Source organism: Pseudomonas sp. RV120224-01b (assembly GCF_003208145.1).
Classification (GTDB): domain Bacteria; phylum Pseudomonadota; class Gammaproteobacteria; order Pseudomonadales; family Pseudomonadaceae; genus Aquipseudomonas; species Aquipseudomonas monteilii.
This window is the reverse complement of sequence record NZ_QKMQ01000010.1, coordinates 17,012-31,621: the sequence shown is the minus strand read 5'-3', so window position 1 is coordinate 31,621 and position 14,610 is coordinate 17,012. Positions and strand designations below refer to the sequence as shown.

The window sequence follows — 14,610 nt, the reverse complement described above, 5'->3', positions numbered from 1 at the left end:
CGATTATCAGATCAATTATTCCTGTGCCGACCACAGCCTCAGGCGGGTTTGGTACCGAGATCCTCAGCAAACCGAAGCAGGTACCCGTCAGGGTCCTGCACCAGGAAGTTGCGCTGGCCAATCAATACGTGAGCGCTGCGGTACCAGCGCTCTTCAACCGGGTTTCTCAGGCCATGCCCTGCTGCATTCAACGCTGCAGCCAAAGCCAATGCATCAGGGCATGCGATAGACAGGTTGATCCCGCGCCCATAGGGCGGCTCCAGCGGGCCAACGCGCCAGGGCGATTCGCTGTGCCAGTCCTGTTCCAGCATCAACTGGCTGCCGCCAAAAGACAGGAAAGCAAACTGGTCTTCAGGCCGTTCGTACTCGACCTTGAAGCCAAGTATGCCGCAGTAGAAAGCAAGGCTGCGTTCGATATCACTGACAATGAGTTCAGGCACGAGCGCATTCGATTCAACCATTCTTGAGTCCCTTCAATTCCCAAAACAAAGACAACACGGAAGGCCTAAAGCCCCTTGTCAATTTGACGCCGCCTCAATGGCTTCAAGGCCTCCAGCCATGCATGAAGCCTATTGGCCACGATATTCGCCAGCGCTTAACCTGTCACTCGTCGGATATATTCCGAAAGTATTGTTAGCGTAATGGCACTTCGCCATAGTTGCGCTCCCTTTTCACCACGCACCGTGTGACCCATGAAAACAATCGCGCCCTGCATGGCGGCAATGATGCTGCTCAGTGGGTGCAATGGAGTGCCAACCTCGTACGTTTCCGATCCCGTCTACAGCCAGGCTTTCGTGGTCACCTCCGGTGCCCCGCTGCCCATGTTGCTGATGGCCAGCGCCATCCAGTGGAACGAGGATTACGCCGTAACCGCCAAACACACCCCCTTCCTGCGCAACGTGGTCCACGAGGGCCTCGGTGATGTGGTGTTCTTCAAGCACAAGGCCAGCAACGTGCCGGATTGGCGCCAGTATGTGCCTGGCGAAGCCGTGACGGCGGTGGGTTTCAACAGTTTCATGATGCCGATGCAGGGCAAGGGCCATGCGCTGCCGTCGCTGGTGCGGCTTGAAGGCACGCCAGGCAGCGTCTTCTATTCGGTGCACGACGGCCCGATCACCAAGGGCATGTCGGGCGGGCCTGTGTTCGCCGATGACGGCAAGGTGGTCGGCATCAATGTGGCCATCATCCCCACCAGCGAGATCGATGCCGGCAAGCGCCCGGATCTGGCTGGCAAGGAGCGGATCAGCGTGTTCATGTCGTTCAACGAGATCGACAAGGAATGGCGACGCTTTCAGTACCTGACGGCGCACAAGGGCAAACCTCAGGCACCGGCTTCGGTCAAAGGCTATGTGGCGGTTGCTGCCAAGCCTTGAGCGGGTCGCGTTTATGGATGGAAAGCGGCTTAAGATGTGAGGCTGATGGCCCTTTCGCGGGCAAGCCCGCTCCCACAGATACTGCACTGCCCTCAGATGCTGTGCAGATCCTGTGGGAGCGGGCTTGCCCGCGAAGAGGCCCTGACAGCCAGCGCAAGAAGGACCTGCCATGCACCTGACCCACCGCCCCGTCCAGCCAGACGACATCCCCGTCATCTGCAACTTCCCGCAAAGCCCGGACGAACTGTTTTACCTGTTCCCCAAAGCCACCTACCCTCTCACCCCCGCCCAGTTGAGCGATGCCATCGCCCAGCGCAGCAGCTCCACGGTGGTGGAAGGCAACGGCAAGATCCTGGCCTTCGCCAACTTCTACAAGGCTGAACATGACGGAGTGTGCGCCTTGGGCAACGTGGTCGTGGCGCCCAACGCCCGAGGCCTTGGTGTAGCGCGGTATCTGGTCACCACCATGATCGCCCTCGCCCGCCAGCAATACACAGCCCGGGAAGTGTGGGTGTCATGCTTCAATCACAACACCGCGGGTTTGCTGCTTTATCCACAACTGGGCTTTGTGCCGTTTGGCATCGAGGAACGACAGGCGTGGGATGGCTCTCGGGTGGCGCTGGTAAAGATGAAGCAGCAACTCCGCTAACAGGACACGTTTGTACACACACCTCGACGAAGTGCACCGAACCATGCCCTCCCATCGGCGTCCCATCCTGCATCCCCCGCGCTTCGAGGTCCCCCCGCGTGAAAGACATCATCACCCGCAAGTACCGCCTGGTCGTGAAGACCATCGGCTACATCGGCTGGTCGCTGTTCTGGCTGCTGATCTGGGATGTGCTGGTCACCATCGATTTCATGCTGTTTTTCAACAGCAAGTTCACCCTGCCGCTGATCCCGCTGACCTTGCTGGGCTCGGCGCTGGTAGTGCTGGTGAGTTTTCGCAACAGCAGCGCCTACAACCGTTGGTGGGAAGCTCGGACGTTGTGGGGGGCGCTGGTGAACAGTTCGCGTAGCTTCGCAAGGCAGACGCTAAACCTGATCGATGACCCGGCTGATGGCCTGAACCCGGTCAAGGCCACCCTGCTGCGCCGGCACATCGCCTATGTGAACTGCCTGGCTGCACACTTGAAGGGTGAGAGTTGCCCGGATGAACTGATGGCTTTCATCCCGCCGGCTGAGTTCGAACGGCGCAACCGCTCGAACAACTTTGCCAATGACATTCTCGGTGGCTCGGCGGCCTTGCTGGCGCGGGAATACCAAGCCGGGCGGCTGGACAGCATCCGCCTGGCGCGGCTGGAATCGACGCTGGTGGACCTGTCCAATGCCCAAGGCGGCATGGAGCGGATTGCCAATACACCGCTGCCCTACCCTTACGTGTATTTTCCGCGACTGTTCATCACCCTGTTCTGCCTGATCGTGCCAGTAGGGCTGGTGGAGTCGCTGGGCTGGTTCACGCCGCTGGCTTCGACCGTGGTGGGGTTCATGTTGCTGGCCATCGAGCGGATCGGCACGGATTTGCAGAGCCCGTTCAGGTTCAGTGAGCACCAGATCCAGATGGACACCATTTGCGAGACGATCGAGCGCAACTTGGAGTCGATGCAACGGGAAGCGCAGTGTGGGGAGCTCGCTTAGCATTCGGCCTCAAGGGCCCTATCGCCGGCAAGCCAGCTCCCACAGGTACAGTGCAAACTCAAAGGATTGCGCGGTCCATGTGGGAGCTGGCTTGCCGGCGATGGGCCGCACCGCGGCCCCGGCTGTCGGTCACGCCCTCACAAAGCGCTGGCGCAACACATCACTCAACATGTCCACCAGCAACACCAGCACCAGCATGCCAATAATCACCGTGCTGGCCTGGGCCTCCTGGAACAGGCTCAACGTGGTGTACAGCATCTGCCCCAAGCCGCCCGCCCCGACAAAGCCCAGCACGCTGGCCATACGGATATTGTTTTCCCAGCGGTACAAACTGTAGGCCAGCAACTGCGGCCACACGTTGGGCAAGGTACCAAAACAGAACGCGGCCACCTGGCTGCCGCCCTGCAAGCGAATCGCTGCCGCTGGCTCTGGCGGCGCATTCTCCAGCGCCTCGGCAAACAAGCGTCCCAGAACACCGGCAGTGTGCAGCGCCAACGCGAGGGTGCCGGCATTGGGCCCAAGACCGGCCGCCAGTACTGTCAGCGCAGCCCACACCAGTTCCGGAATGGCGCGCAGGGCATTCAGCAGCAACCGCGCCGCGCCTTGCAATGGCCAACCGAATCGCCCTGCAGCCGGCAGTGCCAGCAACATCCCCATGACCATCGCCAACAAGGTGCCCAGACCAGACATGGCCAGCGTCTCCAGCGCCCCATGCCACACGGCCTTCAAGTGCCCGGCAGACAGGTCCGGATGCAGGAAACGCCCGGCGTACTCGCCCATCTGCCCCAGCCCACCGTTGCCGACCAGCGCTTGCAGGTCCAGCTCCAGGTATGCGAACGAGGCCAACACCGCCAACACGATGGCGCCCAGCAGCAACAGGTTGATGACCCGGTTCATGCCAGCCTCCAGCGCAGCAGGCGGCTGAGCAAGTCGGCCAAACTCACCAGCAGCAGGAAGGTGAGCAACATGCTGGCCACTTCCGCCCCGGCAAACATCCGCATCGACAGGTCAATCTGCTGCCCCAGCCCGCCCGCCCCCACAAACCCCATCACCACCGAGGCCCGCACCGCGCACTCCCAGCGGTACACGGTGTAGGACACCACCTCGGACGCCGCATTGGGCAGAATGCCGTAGAGAAACGCCGTCAGCCGGCCACTGCCCGCCTGCAACAAGGCATGGGCCGGGCGCTGGTCGACCGACTCGAAGATTTCGGCGTAGACCTTGCCCAGCATACCGCTGTAGGTAATGGCGATGGCCAACACACCCGCCGTCGGCCCCAGCCCCACGGCCCGCACGAACAACAGCGCCCAGACAATTTCCGGCACGCTGCGCAGGAAGATCAGCAACCCGCGCACCGGCAGGCGCAGCAAACGCGACCAAAGCCCTGCACGCCCACCACGGGAGGCAGCACGCAACGACAAGGCGCGACTGGCCAACAGCCCCGCCGGGACGGCCAGCAGCAACGCCAACGCCATGCCGGCGGTGGCCACGGCCAGGGTCAGTAGCGTGGCTTCATACAGCAACACGAGAAAATCGGCATCGTGCGCGGGTGGCCAGAAAGCGCTGGTGAAACTGACGATCTGCTGTCGGTTCTCTGCCTGCAGCAGCACCCCGGGGTTCAGTTCGCTCAACTGGATACCCGGCCACAGTATCGCCACGCCCAGCAAGGCCAGCAGCAGCCGTGGCAGCAGGGCCGGGTCGCGGGTGTCGGCCCTCAGCATCGCGGGATCTGCACCGTCAGAATCGGCCCCTGGGTTGGCGGCGAAGCCAGTTGTTCATTCGCGTACAGCGCCTCCAGCATGGTTTCGGTGACCGCTTCTGCCGGGCAATCAAACACTACCTGGCCCTCGCGGATACCGACCACCCGGGGGAAATGCGCCAGCGCCAACTCCACCGCATGCAGGCTCGCCACCAGTGTCACGCCATTGGCCTGGGCATGGCGGTTGAGCAAGGCCAGGCTGTGGTCGGCCAGCACAGGGTCCATGGCCGACACCGGCTCGTCGGTCAGCAGCACCTGTGGCCGCTGGTAAAGGGCCCGGGCAATACCCACCCGCTGTAACTGGCCACCCGACAACTGCCCGCACTGCACGAAAAGCTTGTCGGCCAGCCCGAGCTCTGCCAGCACCTGGCGCGCCCCCGGCACATCGCTGGGGTACAGAAGGTTGAGCAAGCCACGCGTTACCCCCCACTGCCCCAGTCGGCCGGCCAATACTGCCGTCACCACCCGTTGGCGCGGTGGCAAGGGCGGTGCCTGATGCACCAGGCCGACCCGCGCCCGAAGGCGCTGGCGTGCCCTGGCGGACAACGTCCAGGGCTGCTCACCAAGCAACTCCACGCGCCCGCTGCTGGGCTGGATGGCCGTAGCCATCAGGTGCAGCAAGCTCGACTTGCCCGCCCCCGACGGCCCAATGATCGCGACGCGCTCGCCCTGCTCGATGCGCAAGCTGATTGCGTCAAGCGCGCGTACCTGGCCATGGCGCAGGCCGGCACCGTGCAGGTGGATTGCCGCGTTCGAAGCAGTCACTTGAGCAGGCCAGCCTCACGCGCAGCTTGCTCGGTGCCTACATAGTTTTCAGGCTTGGTCTCGATGAAGCGGCTGGCGGCCTGCAGGTCGAGGATAGCCTTGTGCTCCGGCTTGGCCGGGTCGAGGTCGAGGAACGCTTTTTTGATCTTTTCTTTCAGCGCCGGTGCCATGTTGCCGCGCACGGTCCAGTTGTAGTCGAAGTAGGTCGGGGTAGTGGCGAACACTTTCACCTTGGCGGTATCGACCTTGCCGGCATCCACCAGTTTCTGCCACACACTGGCATTGAGCACGCCGCCATCGACTTTGCCTGCCTGCACCCAGGCCACGGTGGCGTCATGGGCGCCAGAGTAGGCCACACGGCTGAAGTACTCTTCAGGCTTGATGTTGTCCTGCTTGAGCATGAAGTAACGCGGCATCAGGCTGCCCGAGGTAGACGAGATGGAGCCGAAGGCGAACGACTTGCCCTTGAGGTCGGCCAGGCTTTTCACGTCGGGGTTGGCGGTGATGAACTTGGAGGTGAACTGCGCGTCCTGCTCACGCTGCACCAGTGGCGTGGCGGTCGGATCCTTCAGGTGCACCTGAACGAACGTGAAGCCTCCCAGCCAGGCCAGGTCCAGCCGGTCGGCGGCCAGCGACTCGACCACAGCCGGGTAATCGGCCACCGGTACGAACTTCACTTCCATGCCCAGTTGCTTGGCCAGGTACTCGCCCAACGGCTTGAACTTGCGCTGCAACTCGGTCGGTGCTTCGTCGGGGATGGCGCTGACTCGCAACACTTCAGCAGCCTGGACGACAACGGCACAGCAAGACAGCACAAGGCCGGCGGCGAGCGCCAAGGGGCGTTTGAGCATGGGTGTTCTCCGGTTCAATAGCGGGGAAATGCCGACAAATCCGTCGACTCCAAGGATTATAAGAGGCCAAGGCCCAAAGGCCAGCTTTGCTACAATCGCGCAACAATCTGACCTGCCGAGGTGCGTATGAGCGAGCCGATTCGCCTGACCCAGTACAGCCATGGTGCCGGCTGTGGCTGCAAGATTTCCCCCAAGGTGCTGGATGTGATCCTTGCCGAAAGCGGCACCCAGGCCCTGGACCCGAAGCTGTGGGTTGGCAACGCCTCGCGCGACGACGCTGCCGTGTACGCGCTGGACGACGAGCGCGGCGTGGTCTCGACCACCGACTTTTTCATGCCGATTGTCGATGACCCGTACGACTTCGGCCGCATCGCCGCCACCAACGCCATCAGCGACATCTACGCCATGGGCGGCGACCCGCTGATGGCGATTGCCATTTTGGGCTGGCCGGTCAATGTGCTGCCACCGGAAGTGGCCCGCGAAGTGATTCGTGGCGGCCGTGCGGTGTGCGCCGAAGCCGGCATTCCGCTGGCCGGCGGCCACTCCATCGACGCCCCCGAACCTATCTTCGGCCTGGCCGTGACCGGCGTGGTCAGCAAGCGCCACCTCAAGCGCAACGACACCGCCACTGCCGGCTGCCAGCTGTACCTGACCAAACCCCTGGGCATCGGCATCCTCACCACAGCCGAGAAAAAGGCCAAGTTGCGCGCACAGGACCAGGGCCTGGCCCGAGACTGGATGTGCACCCTCAATACCCCCGGCAGCCGCTTCGGCAAACTCGACGGTGTGAAGGCCATGACCGACGTCACCGGCTTTGGCCTGCTCGGCCACCTGGTGGAGCTGGCCGAAGGCAGCGGCCTTACCGCGCACCTGGACTACGCCGCCGTACCGCGCCTGCCCAGCGTCGAGCATTACCTGGCCGAAGGTTGCATCCCCGGCGGCACGCTGCGTAACTTCGAAAGCTACGGCCACAAGCTCGGCGCACTCAGCGACGACCAGAAACACCTGCTGTGCGACCCGCAAACCAGCGGCGGCCTGCTGGTGGCAGTCAGCCCTGAAGGTAAAGACGAGTTCCTGGCAGTCGCTGCCGAACTGGGCCTGCAACTGTCGCCAATCGGCAAGCTGGTCGAACGACAGAGCCACGCGGTCGAGGTGATCTGATGCGCCCCGACTGCACCGATTTCCGCCAGCTGTTCCTCGACGACGTGCCGATGATGGACATGCGGGCACCCGTCGAATTTTCCAAAGGCGCCTTTCCGGGCGTGGTCAATTTGCCGCTGATGAACGACCAGGAGCGGCAGAAGGTCGGCACCTGCTTCAAGCAGCAGGGCCAGACAGCTGCCATCGCCCTTGGCCATCAACTGGTCAGCGGCACGACCAAGCAGACGCGCATGGAGGCCTGGGTGGCGTTCACCCAGGCACACCCAGAAGGCTACCTGTACTGCTTGCGCGGCGGCTTGCGTTCGCAAATCGTGCAGGGCTGGTTGCGCGATGAGGCAGGCATCCAGTACCCGCGGGTCAAAGGCGGTTACAAGGCCATGCGGACCTTTCTGCTGGAAACCACCCAGCAGGCAGTGGCGCAATGTGATTTCGTGCTACTGGGCGGCCTTACCGGTACCGGCAAGACGGATGTACTGCATCAACTGGGCAACGTGCTCGACCTGGAAGGCCACGCCAACCATCGCGGCTCCAGCTTCGGCAAGCGCGCTACTGCGCAACCGGCGCAAATCGACTTCGAGAACCAGTTGGCTATCGATGTGCTGAAGAAGCGTGCCAGCGGGATCGAGCAATTCGTACTGGAAGATGAAGGCCGCATTGTCGGCAGTTGCACGGTGCCGCTTGAGCTTTACCAAGGCATGCAGCAATACCCGTTGGTTTGGCTGGAAGACAGCTTTGCCAACCGCGTGGAGCGTATCCTGCGTGATTATGTGGTCAACCTGAGTGCCGAGTTCGCCGCTGTGCATGGCGAGGAAGAAGGTCGCCGGTTGTTTGCCGAACGCATGCTGCAAAGCATGGCCAACATCTACAAGCGCTTGGGTGGCGAGCGATATCAGCGGTTGTCGACACTGCTGGCCCAGGCGCTGGAAGAACAGCAGCGCAGCGGCGCGGTGGAGTTGCATCGGGGCTGGATCGAAGGCTTGTTGAACGAGTATTACGACCCGATGTATGCCTACCAGCGTGCGGCGAAGGCTGAGCGTATCGAATTTGCCGGGGATGCCTTGGAAGTGCGCGAGTACCTCAAGGCCCGCGCGCTGCGCGAACCTGAAAGATAAAAGCGGGCCGCTTCGCGCCCATCGCCGGCAAGCCAGCTCCCACAGGGATCGCGCTGCAGCTAAGAGCGCTGCGATCCCTGTGGGAGCTGGCTTGCCGGCGATGAGGTCAGAACAGGCAACCTCACTGCCCTGGGCTGAGCACCCGCTCCAGCTCCGCTGCCCGGTCGCGGGTCATGTCCATCACACACGTCCCACCTTCCAACTGCGCCAGGGTCCCGCCACTGGCCTGCACATGGAACTGGCAATTGCCATCGCGGTAGGCCATCCACTTGCGCTGCACATCGCGCAAGCTTTTCTGCTGCCCAGTCTCCAGCTTGCCCATCAACTGTTTGTACACCCGGTTCAAACGCTGGTCCTGCACCTGTGTTTCAGCCTGGATACATGCACTCATGGCCACCGTACTGGAGGCCTTGTCCATGCACTGCCCGTAGGCCGGCGTGTAATCGTCCGCCACTGCCAATGGCAGCACACAAGCCAGTACCAGGCCTGTCAGATAATGCTTGGTCATGCGCCCCTCCTTGTGGGTATCAAAGCGTCTGCGGCTGCTCTGGTGGCATCAGTACGTTGCCCGGCTCGAAGCGCAACGATGGCATCTGCGTTGCCGCGTAAAGCGTCACAGCCAACGCTGCGATCAACGCTACATCAAGCCAGTTCCAACCCGGCATGTCGTTGGCGCTGCGTGCCTTCCAGCAATGCCAGGCCTGGCCTACACAAAACACCACCATAGCCGCCAGCCACAGGTAGAAACCGGCACCAAAGCCGGTGCGCTCATGAAACGCGTAGCTCTGGTTGTCCGGCAAGCGGTCAATTCCGAAGCTGCTGGCGGCCAGGTACACCGCGGCCAGCCCGGCCAGCAAAGCCAGCCTGCGGAACCGCCGATGGGCAAGGATGGCCAGGGCCAGCAGCGGGTTGGCAAACCATTGGAACAAGCCGAAGGGCATGCCCCATGGCCCGTACAGCAGCATCTGCAGGGCCGGCATGTGGCGCTCGCCGCTCATCAGCGCACCATCGAAAAACAGGGCGAGCACGTACAGCAGCAAGCTGATGCTCAGGTAGAAAACGGGCAAGGGGTTTACCTGGTGGAAGCGGGACAGGCTACGACCTTAACCCAGGCCCCGCCCCGCTTCCAAACCTTCAATAGGTGCCGCGCAGGGTCACCATGAAGTTGCGTGGTTCGCCGTACATGTTTCCATAGGTCGAGGTACCCACGGTTTCGTAGTACTTCTTGTCGAACAGGTTGTTGCCATTGAGCGTGACGTTCCAGTGATCATCGATCCGATAGTCGACCAAGGCGTTCCAGATGGCATAGCCGCTCTGGTTGAAGTCAAAGGGCACATCCCGCTCCGCAAGCGCGCCATTGCTGTCGTAGCGGTTAACCATCCCGGAAACGTAGGTAGCGCTTTGCACCTGCACGCCGCCGCCGACCTTGAAGTCGCTGAAGATGCCCGGCAGGCGATAGGTGGTGTACAGCTTGAACAGGTGCTTGGGCATTACCGTGCTCAGCGGTGTGTCGGCACTGCGGTTACGGTTGAGGTTGAAGGTGTAGCCGCCCACCAGCATCCAGTCCGGTAGCACCTCGCCGGACAGCTCCATGTCGATGCCCTTGCTCACTACCTTGCCGTTGGACACATAGCAGCAGCTACCGGAGAAGCCGGCGAAACTTGCCGGGAAGTTCGGGTCTTGTACCGCCTGGTTTTCACGGGTGGTGTAGTACAGCGCCACGCTGGCGTTGAGCGCGCCATTGAACAGCTCACCCTTGAGGCCGGTTTCGTAGGTTTTGCCGGTCATGGGTTCAAGCGGCGAACCGGTTTCTGCAGGGCCGCTGATCTGGCTGGATTGCGGTTTGTAGATTTCCGAGTAGCTGGCATAAGCCGACCATTGATCATCCAGATCGTACACCAGGCCACCGAACGGCGTGACCTTGGTACCAATGCGCTGCTCGGGGCTGGTCTTGGTCACATTGGTGGTCAGCGCATTGGTATAGGTCTGCCAGAAGTGGAAACGCTGGGCACGCGCACCAACGATCAGGTGCAGTGGCTCGGCCAGTTGCAGGCGCAGGCTGCCGTAAAGGCCATACTGGCGCTGCGAGTTGGGGCTGTAGTCGCGCTTGTAGTCACGCGCAGTGCCTGGGTTGTCGAAGGGCGAGCTGTCGGGGTCGAACACGTTGGCCGGCGAACCAGTGGCCGCGTTGGGCGCGGTACCCAGCCAACGGCTGTCAATCTTCTGGTAGTCGGCGCCGAAGACCACTTCATGGTCCAGGCCGAATGCCTGGAAGTGCCCGGAGACGTTACCGTCGTACAGGTGCTGCTCGTTTTCCTGGCGGGTCAACGTGCCGTACCAGGTCGCACCGGTATTGGTCACCGGGTTTACCGCATTGAGGGTGGTGGCATTCTTGAACAGCCCAAGGTCCCAAGTGTTGGTGTAACTGAGGTTGAGCTTCCAGTCGTCGTTGATGCGGTGGTCTACCTTGGCGAAGTATTCACGCGCGGTGGCGTCGACGTAAGACCAGTTCTTGGTCAAACCGGTATGACGCGGCAAGTTCAGATCGGCACCGTTGCTGTAACGGGGCAACGCGGTGTTGGTGCCGTTTTCGTGGGACTTGTTGTAGCGGGCACCGAAGGTGAGCATGGTGTCGTCGGTAACGTCCGCTTCAAGCACGCCATAGACCAGCGGCCGCTCGGTGGCACGGTTGTCGGTGAAATACTGGCGGTCGGTGTTGGACATCACCAAACGCCCACGCAGGCGGCCATCCCAGCCCAGCGGGCCAGACAGGTCGAACTCCTGGCGGTAGTTGTCCCAGCTGCCGGCCGACAGGGTCATCTTCAGCTGGTTGTAGGCAGTGGGCCGCTTGCGCACCATGTTGATGATGCCGCCCGGGTCGCCCGAGCCGCCATACAGCGCAGCAGTACCACGCAGCACTTCGATGTGGTCGAACTCGGCCAGCTCGAAGATGTTCGACGAATAGAACGAGCCCATCGCGGTACCCAAGGCCTGGGGTGCAGCGCCGTCGATTTGCAGGTTCTGGATGCTGAAGCCGCGCGAGAGGAAGTCCTGGGTGCGGAAGGTGGTGCTTTGGGTGACGATGCCCGGCGTCACTTTCATCGCCTGGTTGATGTCGGTCAGTTGCTGATCTTCGATCAACTGGCGCGTCACGGTCGACACCGATTGCGGCGTCTGGCGCAGGCTGGCCGGGCTCTTGGAGCCGACGCTGATCAGGCCTGGCGCATAGGAGCCGGTGTTCTCGGTACTTTCGCCCATGCCCTGCCCGGCCACGGTGGTAACACTCAGCTCCATCGCATCACCGCTCACCGCCGCCTGCGGCTCGGCCACCAGCCGGTAGCCGTTGTCGCTGCGCTCCACCCGGTAACCGCTGCCGGCCAACAGCACCGCAAAGCCACTGTCCACCGAATACAGGCCGTGCAGGCCATTGCTTTGCAGGCCGGCCAGCGCTTCGGGGGTGAAGGCCAGCGAAACGGCAGCCTGCTGGGCATAGCTGCCAAGTGCCTCGGCCAGGTTGCCGGCGGGCACATCGAAGCTACGGCGGGCGGCCTCCTCGGCCACGGCCGGCAGGGCCGCAACGGAAAGGGCCAACCCGGCACAGGACAAACGCAAGGCCAGGGCTAGCGGGCTGAGGACGGGGTGGCCAGGGAATCGGCGCATGGTGGATCGGCTCCTTGTTCTTGATCGGTTGGCCTCTTGTTTGACGGGCCAGTGCGCAGAAGCGGAACCAACTGGATCAATTTCTTTGCGGGGCGGGTTCTACCGTGGTCCACCAGCGGCCAAACCCACCGATGCGGATCGGCAGCGCTTCGGCCAGCAGGCGCAAGGCGCGCTCACTGTCATCCAGCGGCAGCACCGCCGACACCTTGATGGCCTGCATGGCCTGGCGGTCGAAACGCAGTACGCCGCGCCGTTGCTGTGACAGTGCGTCCAGCACTTGGTCGAGTGGCACGCCTTCGGCCACCAACTGGTGATGTTGCCAGGCTTGGTCCACCCGAGCCGGGTCAATGGCCGGCAGCGGGCCAAGCCCGTCGCGTGCCACCCAGGCGCGTTCACCGCGCCCGGCAACCAGTTGATCACCGGACACTGCACTGCGCGCCTCGACACGGGATTCGAGCATGGTCAGCTCGCTACGCTCGCGTCCTTGGCTGACCACGAAGCGAGTGCCCAACGCCTTGAAGCTGCCCTCGTCGGTCTGCACCACGAAAGGCCGCGCAGGGTCATGGCTCACATCCACCAACACCTGGCCATGCAGCAGGCGAATGCGCCGCTCGCCCGCGCTGAACTGCACGTCCACGGCAGAATTGCCTGCCAAGGTCAGCTGCGAGCCATCGGCCAGGGTTTCACTGTGCCACTCGGCCGGCGCAGTGTGCAGGTCAGCCAGCCAGTCCCGGGGTTGCACCCCGGCAAAAGGCAATGCACCCAGCACCGAGGCCGCCATTGCCAGGCCGAGCAAGGTGCGCCGTGCGCCCGAGCGTGGCGCCGAAGGCTGCACGCCAGCACGCAAACCCGCGCCCACCGGCCCGCGTTGCTGGCGCAGGGCCTGCATCTGGCTGATCACCCCTTGCATGCGCCGCAAGGTGGCGCCATGTCGCGGATCGGCTTGCAGCCAGGCCTGAAACTCGCGCGCTTCGTCTGCGTCCAGTTCACCTTCGCCCAGGCACAGCGCCCACTCGGCGGCCTCCTGTTCGATCCGGGAAGCGTTCACGGCTCGGCGATGTCCAGCGTGCGGTGGCAGTGAATCAGGGCCTGGGCCAGGTACTTGCGCACCATGCGAGGGGAAATATGCAGGCGTTCGGCAATCTGCGGCTGGGTCAGGTCGTCCAGGTAGTAGCCTACGAACGCTTCGCGTGCGTTTGCATGCAGGCCTTCGAGCAGGAAAGCGATTTGCTCCAGCGCTTCCAGGGTGATGAGAATACTCTCGGGGGACTGGTGCCCTTCCAGCGCCTCGGCGGCCAACGCCAGTTCGCTGAGGTAGGCCTCTTCGATCTGCTGCCGGCGTACCCGGTCGATCAGCAGGCGACGCGCCGTGGTGCTGAGGTAGGCGCGTGGCTCGCGCATGCCCAACAGGGCATCACGCGAGGCCAGGATGCGCACGAAGGTGTCCTGGGCAAGGTCGGCTGCGCTGTGCGAGCAGCGCAACTTGCGCCGTAGCCAGCTGAACAGCCAGCCGTGGTGCTCGCTGTACAGCTGTTCAAGCGGGTACGGGCTCGGTGAGTCGGCTACGGGCATGGGGCACCGGGACACAAGTGAGAATTGTTCCCGAATAGTATCTATTCGCCGTAAGACTATGCAACAGGCGGTTCCAGCAGCAGGCCGTAGAGACCCGAGTCGGACAACTCGCCGGCCACGCACCAGCGTGCCCGCAGCGTGCCTTCCAGCACGAAACCCTGGCGCTCCAGCGTGCGTGCCGAGCCTTGGTTGCGTGGGTCGATTTCGCCTTCAAGGCGGCGCATGTGCAGGGTGTGGGCGAGGTAGTCGATGAAGCAGGTCAATGCCTCGTCCATGTAGCCCCTGCCCTGCACCGCGCTGGCCAGGCAGTAGCCGATTTCGCCACGGCGGGAGACATCGTCGATGTTGAACAGCTGTACCATGCCGATGAGTTCGCCGTTGTCGCGGCGGTACATGCCGAGCTTGAGCTGGTCGCCATTGGCATAGGCTTCTCGGTCGGCGGCCAGGGCGCTTTCGGCTTCGGCCAGGTCTTGCCAGGGGGCATGGTGCCAATAACGCATGACCTCGGGGTCGGCCATGATCGCCAGCCATTGCGCGGCATCGGCATGGCGCATGGGGCGCAAGTGCAGACGCGGGCTGTCGAGGCAGAGGTCACTGGGGAAACTGCGGGGTGGGGTCACGCCGGATCTCCTGTCCATTGCTGGGGAGATGACAGTTTAACGTCAAGCGCAGGGTTCGGGCATCCCGGGGCTGCTGCGCAGCCCATCGCGACAAAGGGCCGC

16 protein-coding genes are annotated in these 14,610 nt (G+C 62.9%); 5 read left to right on the top strand and 11 right to left on the bottom strand.

Features of this window, described 5'->3' with window-relative positions; genetic code table 11:
* Positions 1 to 38: 38 nt before the first annotated feature.
* Positions 39 to 461 carry a VOC family protein gene (locus N436_RS16490; protein ID WP_105946978.1) on the bottom strand — a complete coding sequence of 141 codons (423 nt, stop codon included), beginning with the start codon at positions 459 to 461 and terminating at the stop codon, positions 39 to 41.
* Between the two features lie 264 nt (positions 462 to 725).
* Between N436_RS16490 and N436_RS16485 the strand changes: the two genes are divergently transcribed.
* The 3 genes from N436_RS16485 to N436_RS16470 all read left to right on the top strand — a co-directional run bounded on the left by N436_RS16485 (position 726) and on the right by N436_RS16470 (position 3,008).
* Positions 726 to 1,373 carry a trypsin-like peptidase domain-containing protein gene (locus N436_RS16485; protein ID WP_060499948.1) on the top strand — a complete coding sequence of 216 codons (648 nt, stop codon included), beginning with the start codon at positions 726 to 728 and terminating at the stop codon, positions 1,371 to 1,373.
* A 169-nt stretch (positions 1,374 to 1,542) separates the two neighbouring features.
* Positions 1,543 to 2,022 carry a GNAT family N-acetyltransferase gene (locus tag N436_RS16475; protein ID WP_110741565.1) on the top strand — a complete coding sequence of 160 codons (480 nt, stop codon included), beginning with the start codon at positions 1,543 to 1,545 and terminating at the stop codon, positions 2,020 to 2,022.
* A 98-nt stretch (positions 2,023 to 2,120) separates the two neighbouring features.
* A complete protein-coding gene (locus tag N436_RS16470) occupies positions 2,121 to 3,008 on the top strand; it encodes a bestrophin family protein (protein WP_110741564.1) in 888 nt (295 codons plus the stop codon).
* 129 nt (positions 3,009 to 3,137) lie between these two features.
* Here the strand turns inward: N436_RS16470 and phnE are convergent, their stop codons facing one another.
* The 4 genes from phnE to N436_RS16450 are packed head-to-tail and all read right to left on the bottom strand — an operon-like array spanning position 3,138 to position 6,383.
* Positions 3,138 to 3,905, bottom strand: a complete 768-nt coding sequence (phnE, locus tag N436_RS16465) for a phosphonate ABC transporter, permease protein PhnE (protein ID WP_110741563.1) — start codon at positions 3,903 to 3,905, stop codon at positions 3,138 to 3,140.
* Positions 3,902 to 4,729: an ABC transporter permease gene (locus N436_RS16460; protein WP_110741562.1), complete on the bottom strand. Its 828-nt coding sequence runs from the start codon at positions 4,727 to 4,729 to the stop codon at positions 3,902 to 3,904. The genes phnE and N436_RS16460 overlap by 4 nt, the downstream gene beginning before the upstream one ends.
* On the bottom strand, positions 4,723 to 5,532 hold the full coding sequence (locus N436_RS16455) for a phosphonate ABC transporter ATP-binding protein (protein WP_110741561.1): 810 nt from the start codon (positions 5,530 to 5,532) through the stop codon (positions 4,723 to 4,725). The genes N436_RS16460 and N436_RS16455 overlap by 7 nt, the downstream gene beginning before the upstream one ends.
* The gene (locus N436_RS16450; RefSeq protein ID WP_110741560.1) at positions 5,529 to 6,383 is read right to left on the bottom strand and encodes a putative selenate ABC transporter substrate-binding protein; all 855 of its coding nucleotides are present in this window, start codon (positions 6,381 to 6,383) and stop codon (positions 5,529 to 5,531) included. The genes N436_RS16455 and N436_RS16450 overlap by 4 nt, the downstream gene beginning before the upstream one ends.
* A 126-nt stretch (positions 6,384 to 6,509) precedes the next feature.
* Between N436_RS16450 and selD the strand changes: the two genes are divergently transcribed.
* Together selD and mnmH are read left to right on the top strand one after the other, a co-directional pair.
* A complete protein-coding gene (selD, locus tag N436_RS16445; protein WP_110741559.1) occupies positions 6,510 to 7,544 on the top strand; it encodes a selenide, water dikinase SelD in 1,035 nt (344 codons plus the stop codon).
* On the top strand, positions 7,544 to 8,656 hold the full coding sequence (mnmH, locus tag N436_RS16440) for a tRNA 2-selenouridine(34) synthase MnmH (protein WP_110741558.1): 1,113 nt from the start codon (positions 7,544 to 7,546) through the stop codon (positions 8,654 to 8,656). The genes selD and mnmH overlap by 1 nt, the downstream gene beginning before the upstream one ends.
* Before the next feature lie 121 nt (positions 8,657 to 8,777).
* On the opposite strand, the gene N436_RS16435 is transcribed toward mnmH, so the two are convergent.
* The 6 genes from N436_RS16435 to N436_RS16410 form a co-directional block, all read right to left on the bottom strand.
* A complete protein-coding gene (locus N436_RS16435; protein ID WP_110741557.1) occupies positions 8,778 to 9,164 on the bottom strand; it encodes a lysozyme inhibitor LprI family protein in 387 nt (128 codons plus the stop codon).
* A gap of 19 nt (positions 9,165 to 9,183) precedes the next feature.
* Complete coding sequence (locus tag N436_RS16430) at positions 9,184 to 9,723, bottom strand: hypothetical protein (protein WP_105946987.1); 540 nt, start codon at positions 9,721 to 9,723, stop codon at positions 9,184 to 9,186.
* Positions 9,724 to 9,790: 67 nt separating this feature from the next.
* Positions 9,791 to 12,316: a TonB-dependent receptor gene (locus N436_RS16425; protein ID WP_105946988.1), complete on the bottom strand. Its 2,526-nt coding sequence runs from the start codon at positions 12,314 to 12,316 to the stop codon at positions 9,791 to 9,793.
* A gap of 76 nt (positions 12,317 to 12,392) precedes the next feature.
* Complete coding sequence (locus tag N436_RS16420; protein WP_105946989.1) at positions 12,393 to 13,364, bottom strand: FecR domain-containing protein; 972 nt, start codon at positions 13,362 to 13,364, stop codon at positions 12,393 to 12,395.
* A complete protein-coding gene (locus N436_RS16415; protein WP_105946990.1) occupies positions 13,361 to 13,888 on the bottom strand; it encodes a sigma-70 family RNA polymerase sigma factor in 528 nt (175 codons plus the stop codon). The genes N436_RS16420 and N436_RS16415 overlap by 4 nt, the downstream gene beginning before the upstream one ends.
* A 56-nt stretch (positions 13,889 to 13,944) precedes the next feature.
* Positions 13,945 to 14,508, bottom strand: coding sequence for a GNAT family N-acetyltransferase (locus tag N436_RS16410; protein WP_016713234.1), 564 nt, complete (start codon positions 14,506 to 14,508; stop codon positions 13,945 to 13,947).
* Between the last annotated feature and the right edge of the window lie 102 nt (positions 14,509 to 14,610).

Coding starts and splice junctions, on each gene's coding strand:
- phnE (WP_110741563.1), bottom strand. CDS start 3,905: ATGAACCGGGTCATCAACCTGTTGCTGCTGGGCGCCATCGTGTTGGCG.
- N436_RS16460 (WP_110741562.1), bottom strand. CDS start 4,729: ATGCTGAGGGCCGACACCCGCGACCCGGCCCTGCTGCCACGGCTGCTG.
- N436_RS16435 (WP_110741557.1), bottom strand. CDS start 9,164: ATGACCAAGCATTATCTGACAGGCCTGGTACTGGCTTGTGTGCTGCCA.
- N436_RS16425 (WP_105946988.1), bottom strand. CDS start 12,316: ATGCGCCGATTCCCTGGCCACCCCGTCCTCAGCCCGCTAGCCCTGGCC.
- N436_RS16490 (WP_105946978.1), bottom strand. CDS start 461: ATGGTTGAATCGAATGCGCTCGTGCCTGAACTCATTGTCAGTGATATC.
- N436_RS16450 (WP_110741560.1), bottom strand. CDS start 6,383: ATGCTCAAACGCCCCTTGGCGCTCGCCGCCGGCCTTGTGCTGTCTTGC.
- N436_RS16485 (WP_060499948.1), top strand. CDS start 726: ATGCTGCTCAGTGGGTGCAATGGAGTGCCAACCTCGTACGTTTCCGAT.
- N436_RS16475 (WP_110741565.1), top strand. CDS start 1,543: ATGCACCTGACCCACCGCCCCGTCCAGCCAGACGACATCCCCGTCATC.
- mnmH (WP_110741558.1), top strand. CDS start 7,544: ATGCGCCCCGACTGCACCGATTTCCGCCAGCTGTTCCTCGACGACGTG.
- N436_RS16415 (WP_105946990.1), bottom strand. CDS start 13,888: ATGCCCGTAGCCGACTCACCGAGCCCGTACCCGCTTGAACAGCTGTAC.
- selD (WP_110741559.1), top strand. CDS start 6,510: ATGAGCGAGCCGATTCGCCTGACCCAGTACAGCCATGGTGCCGGCTGT.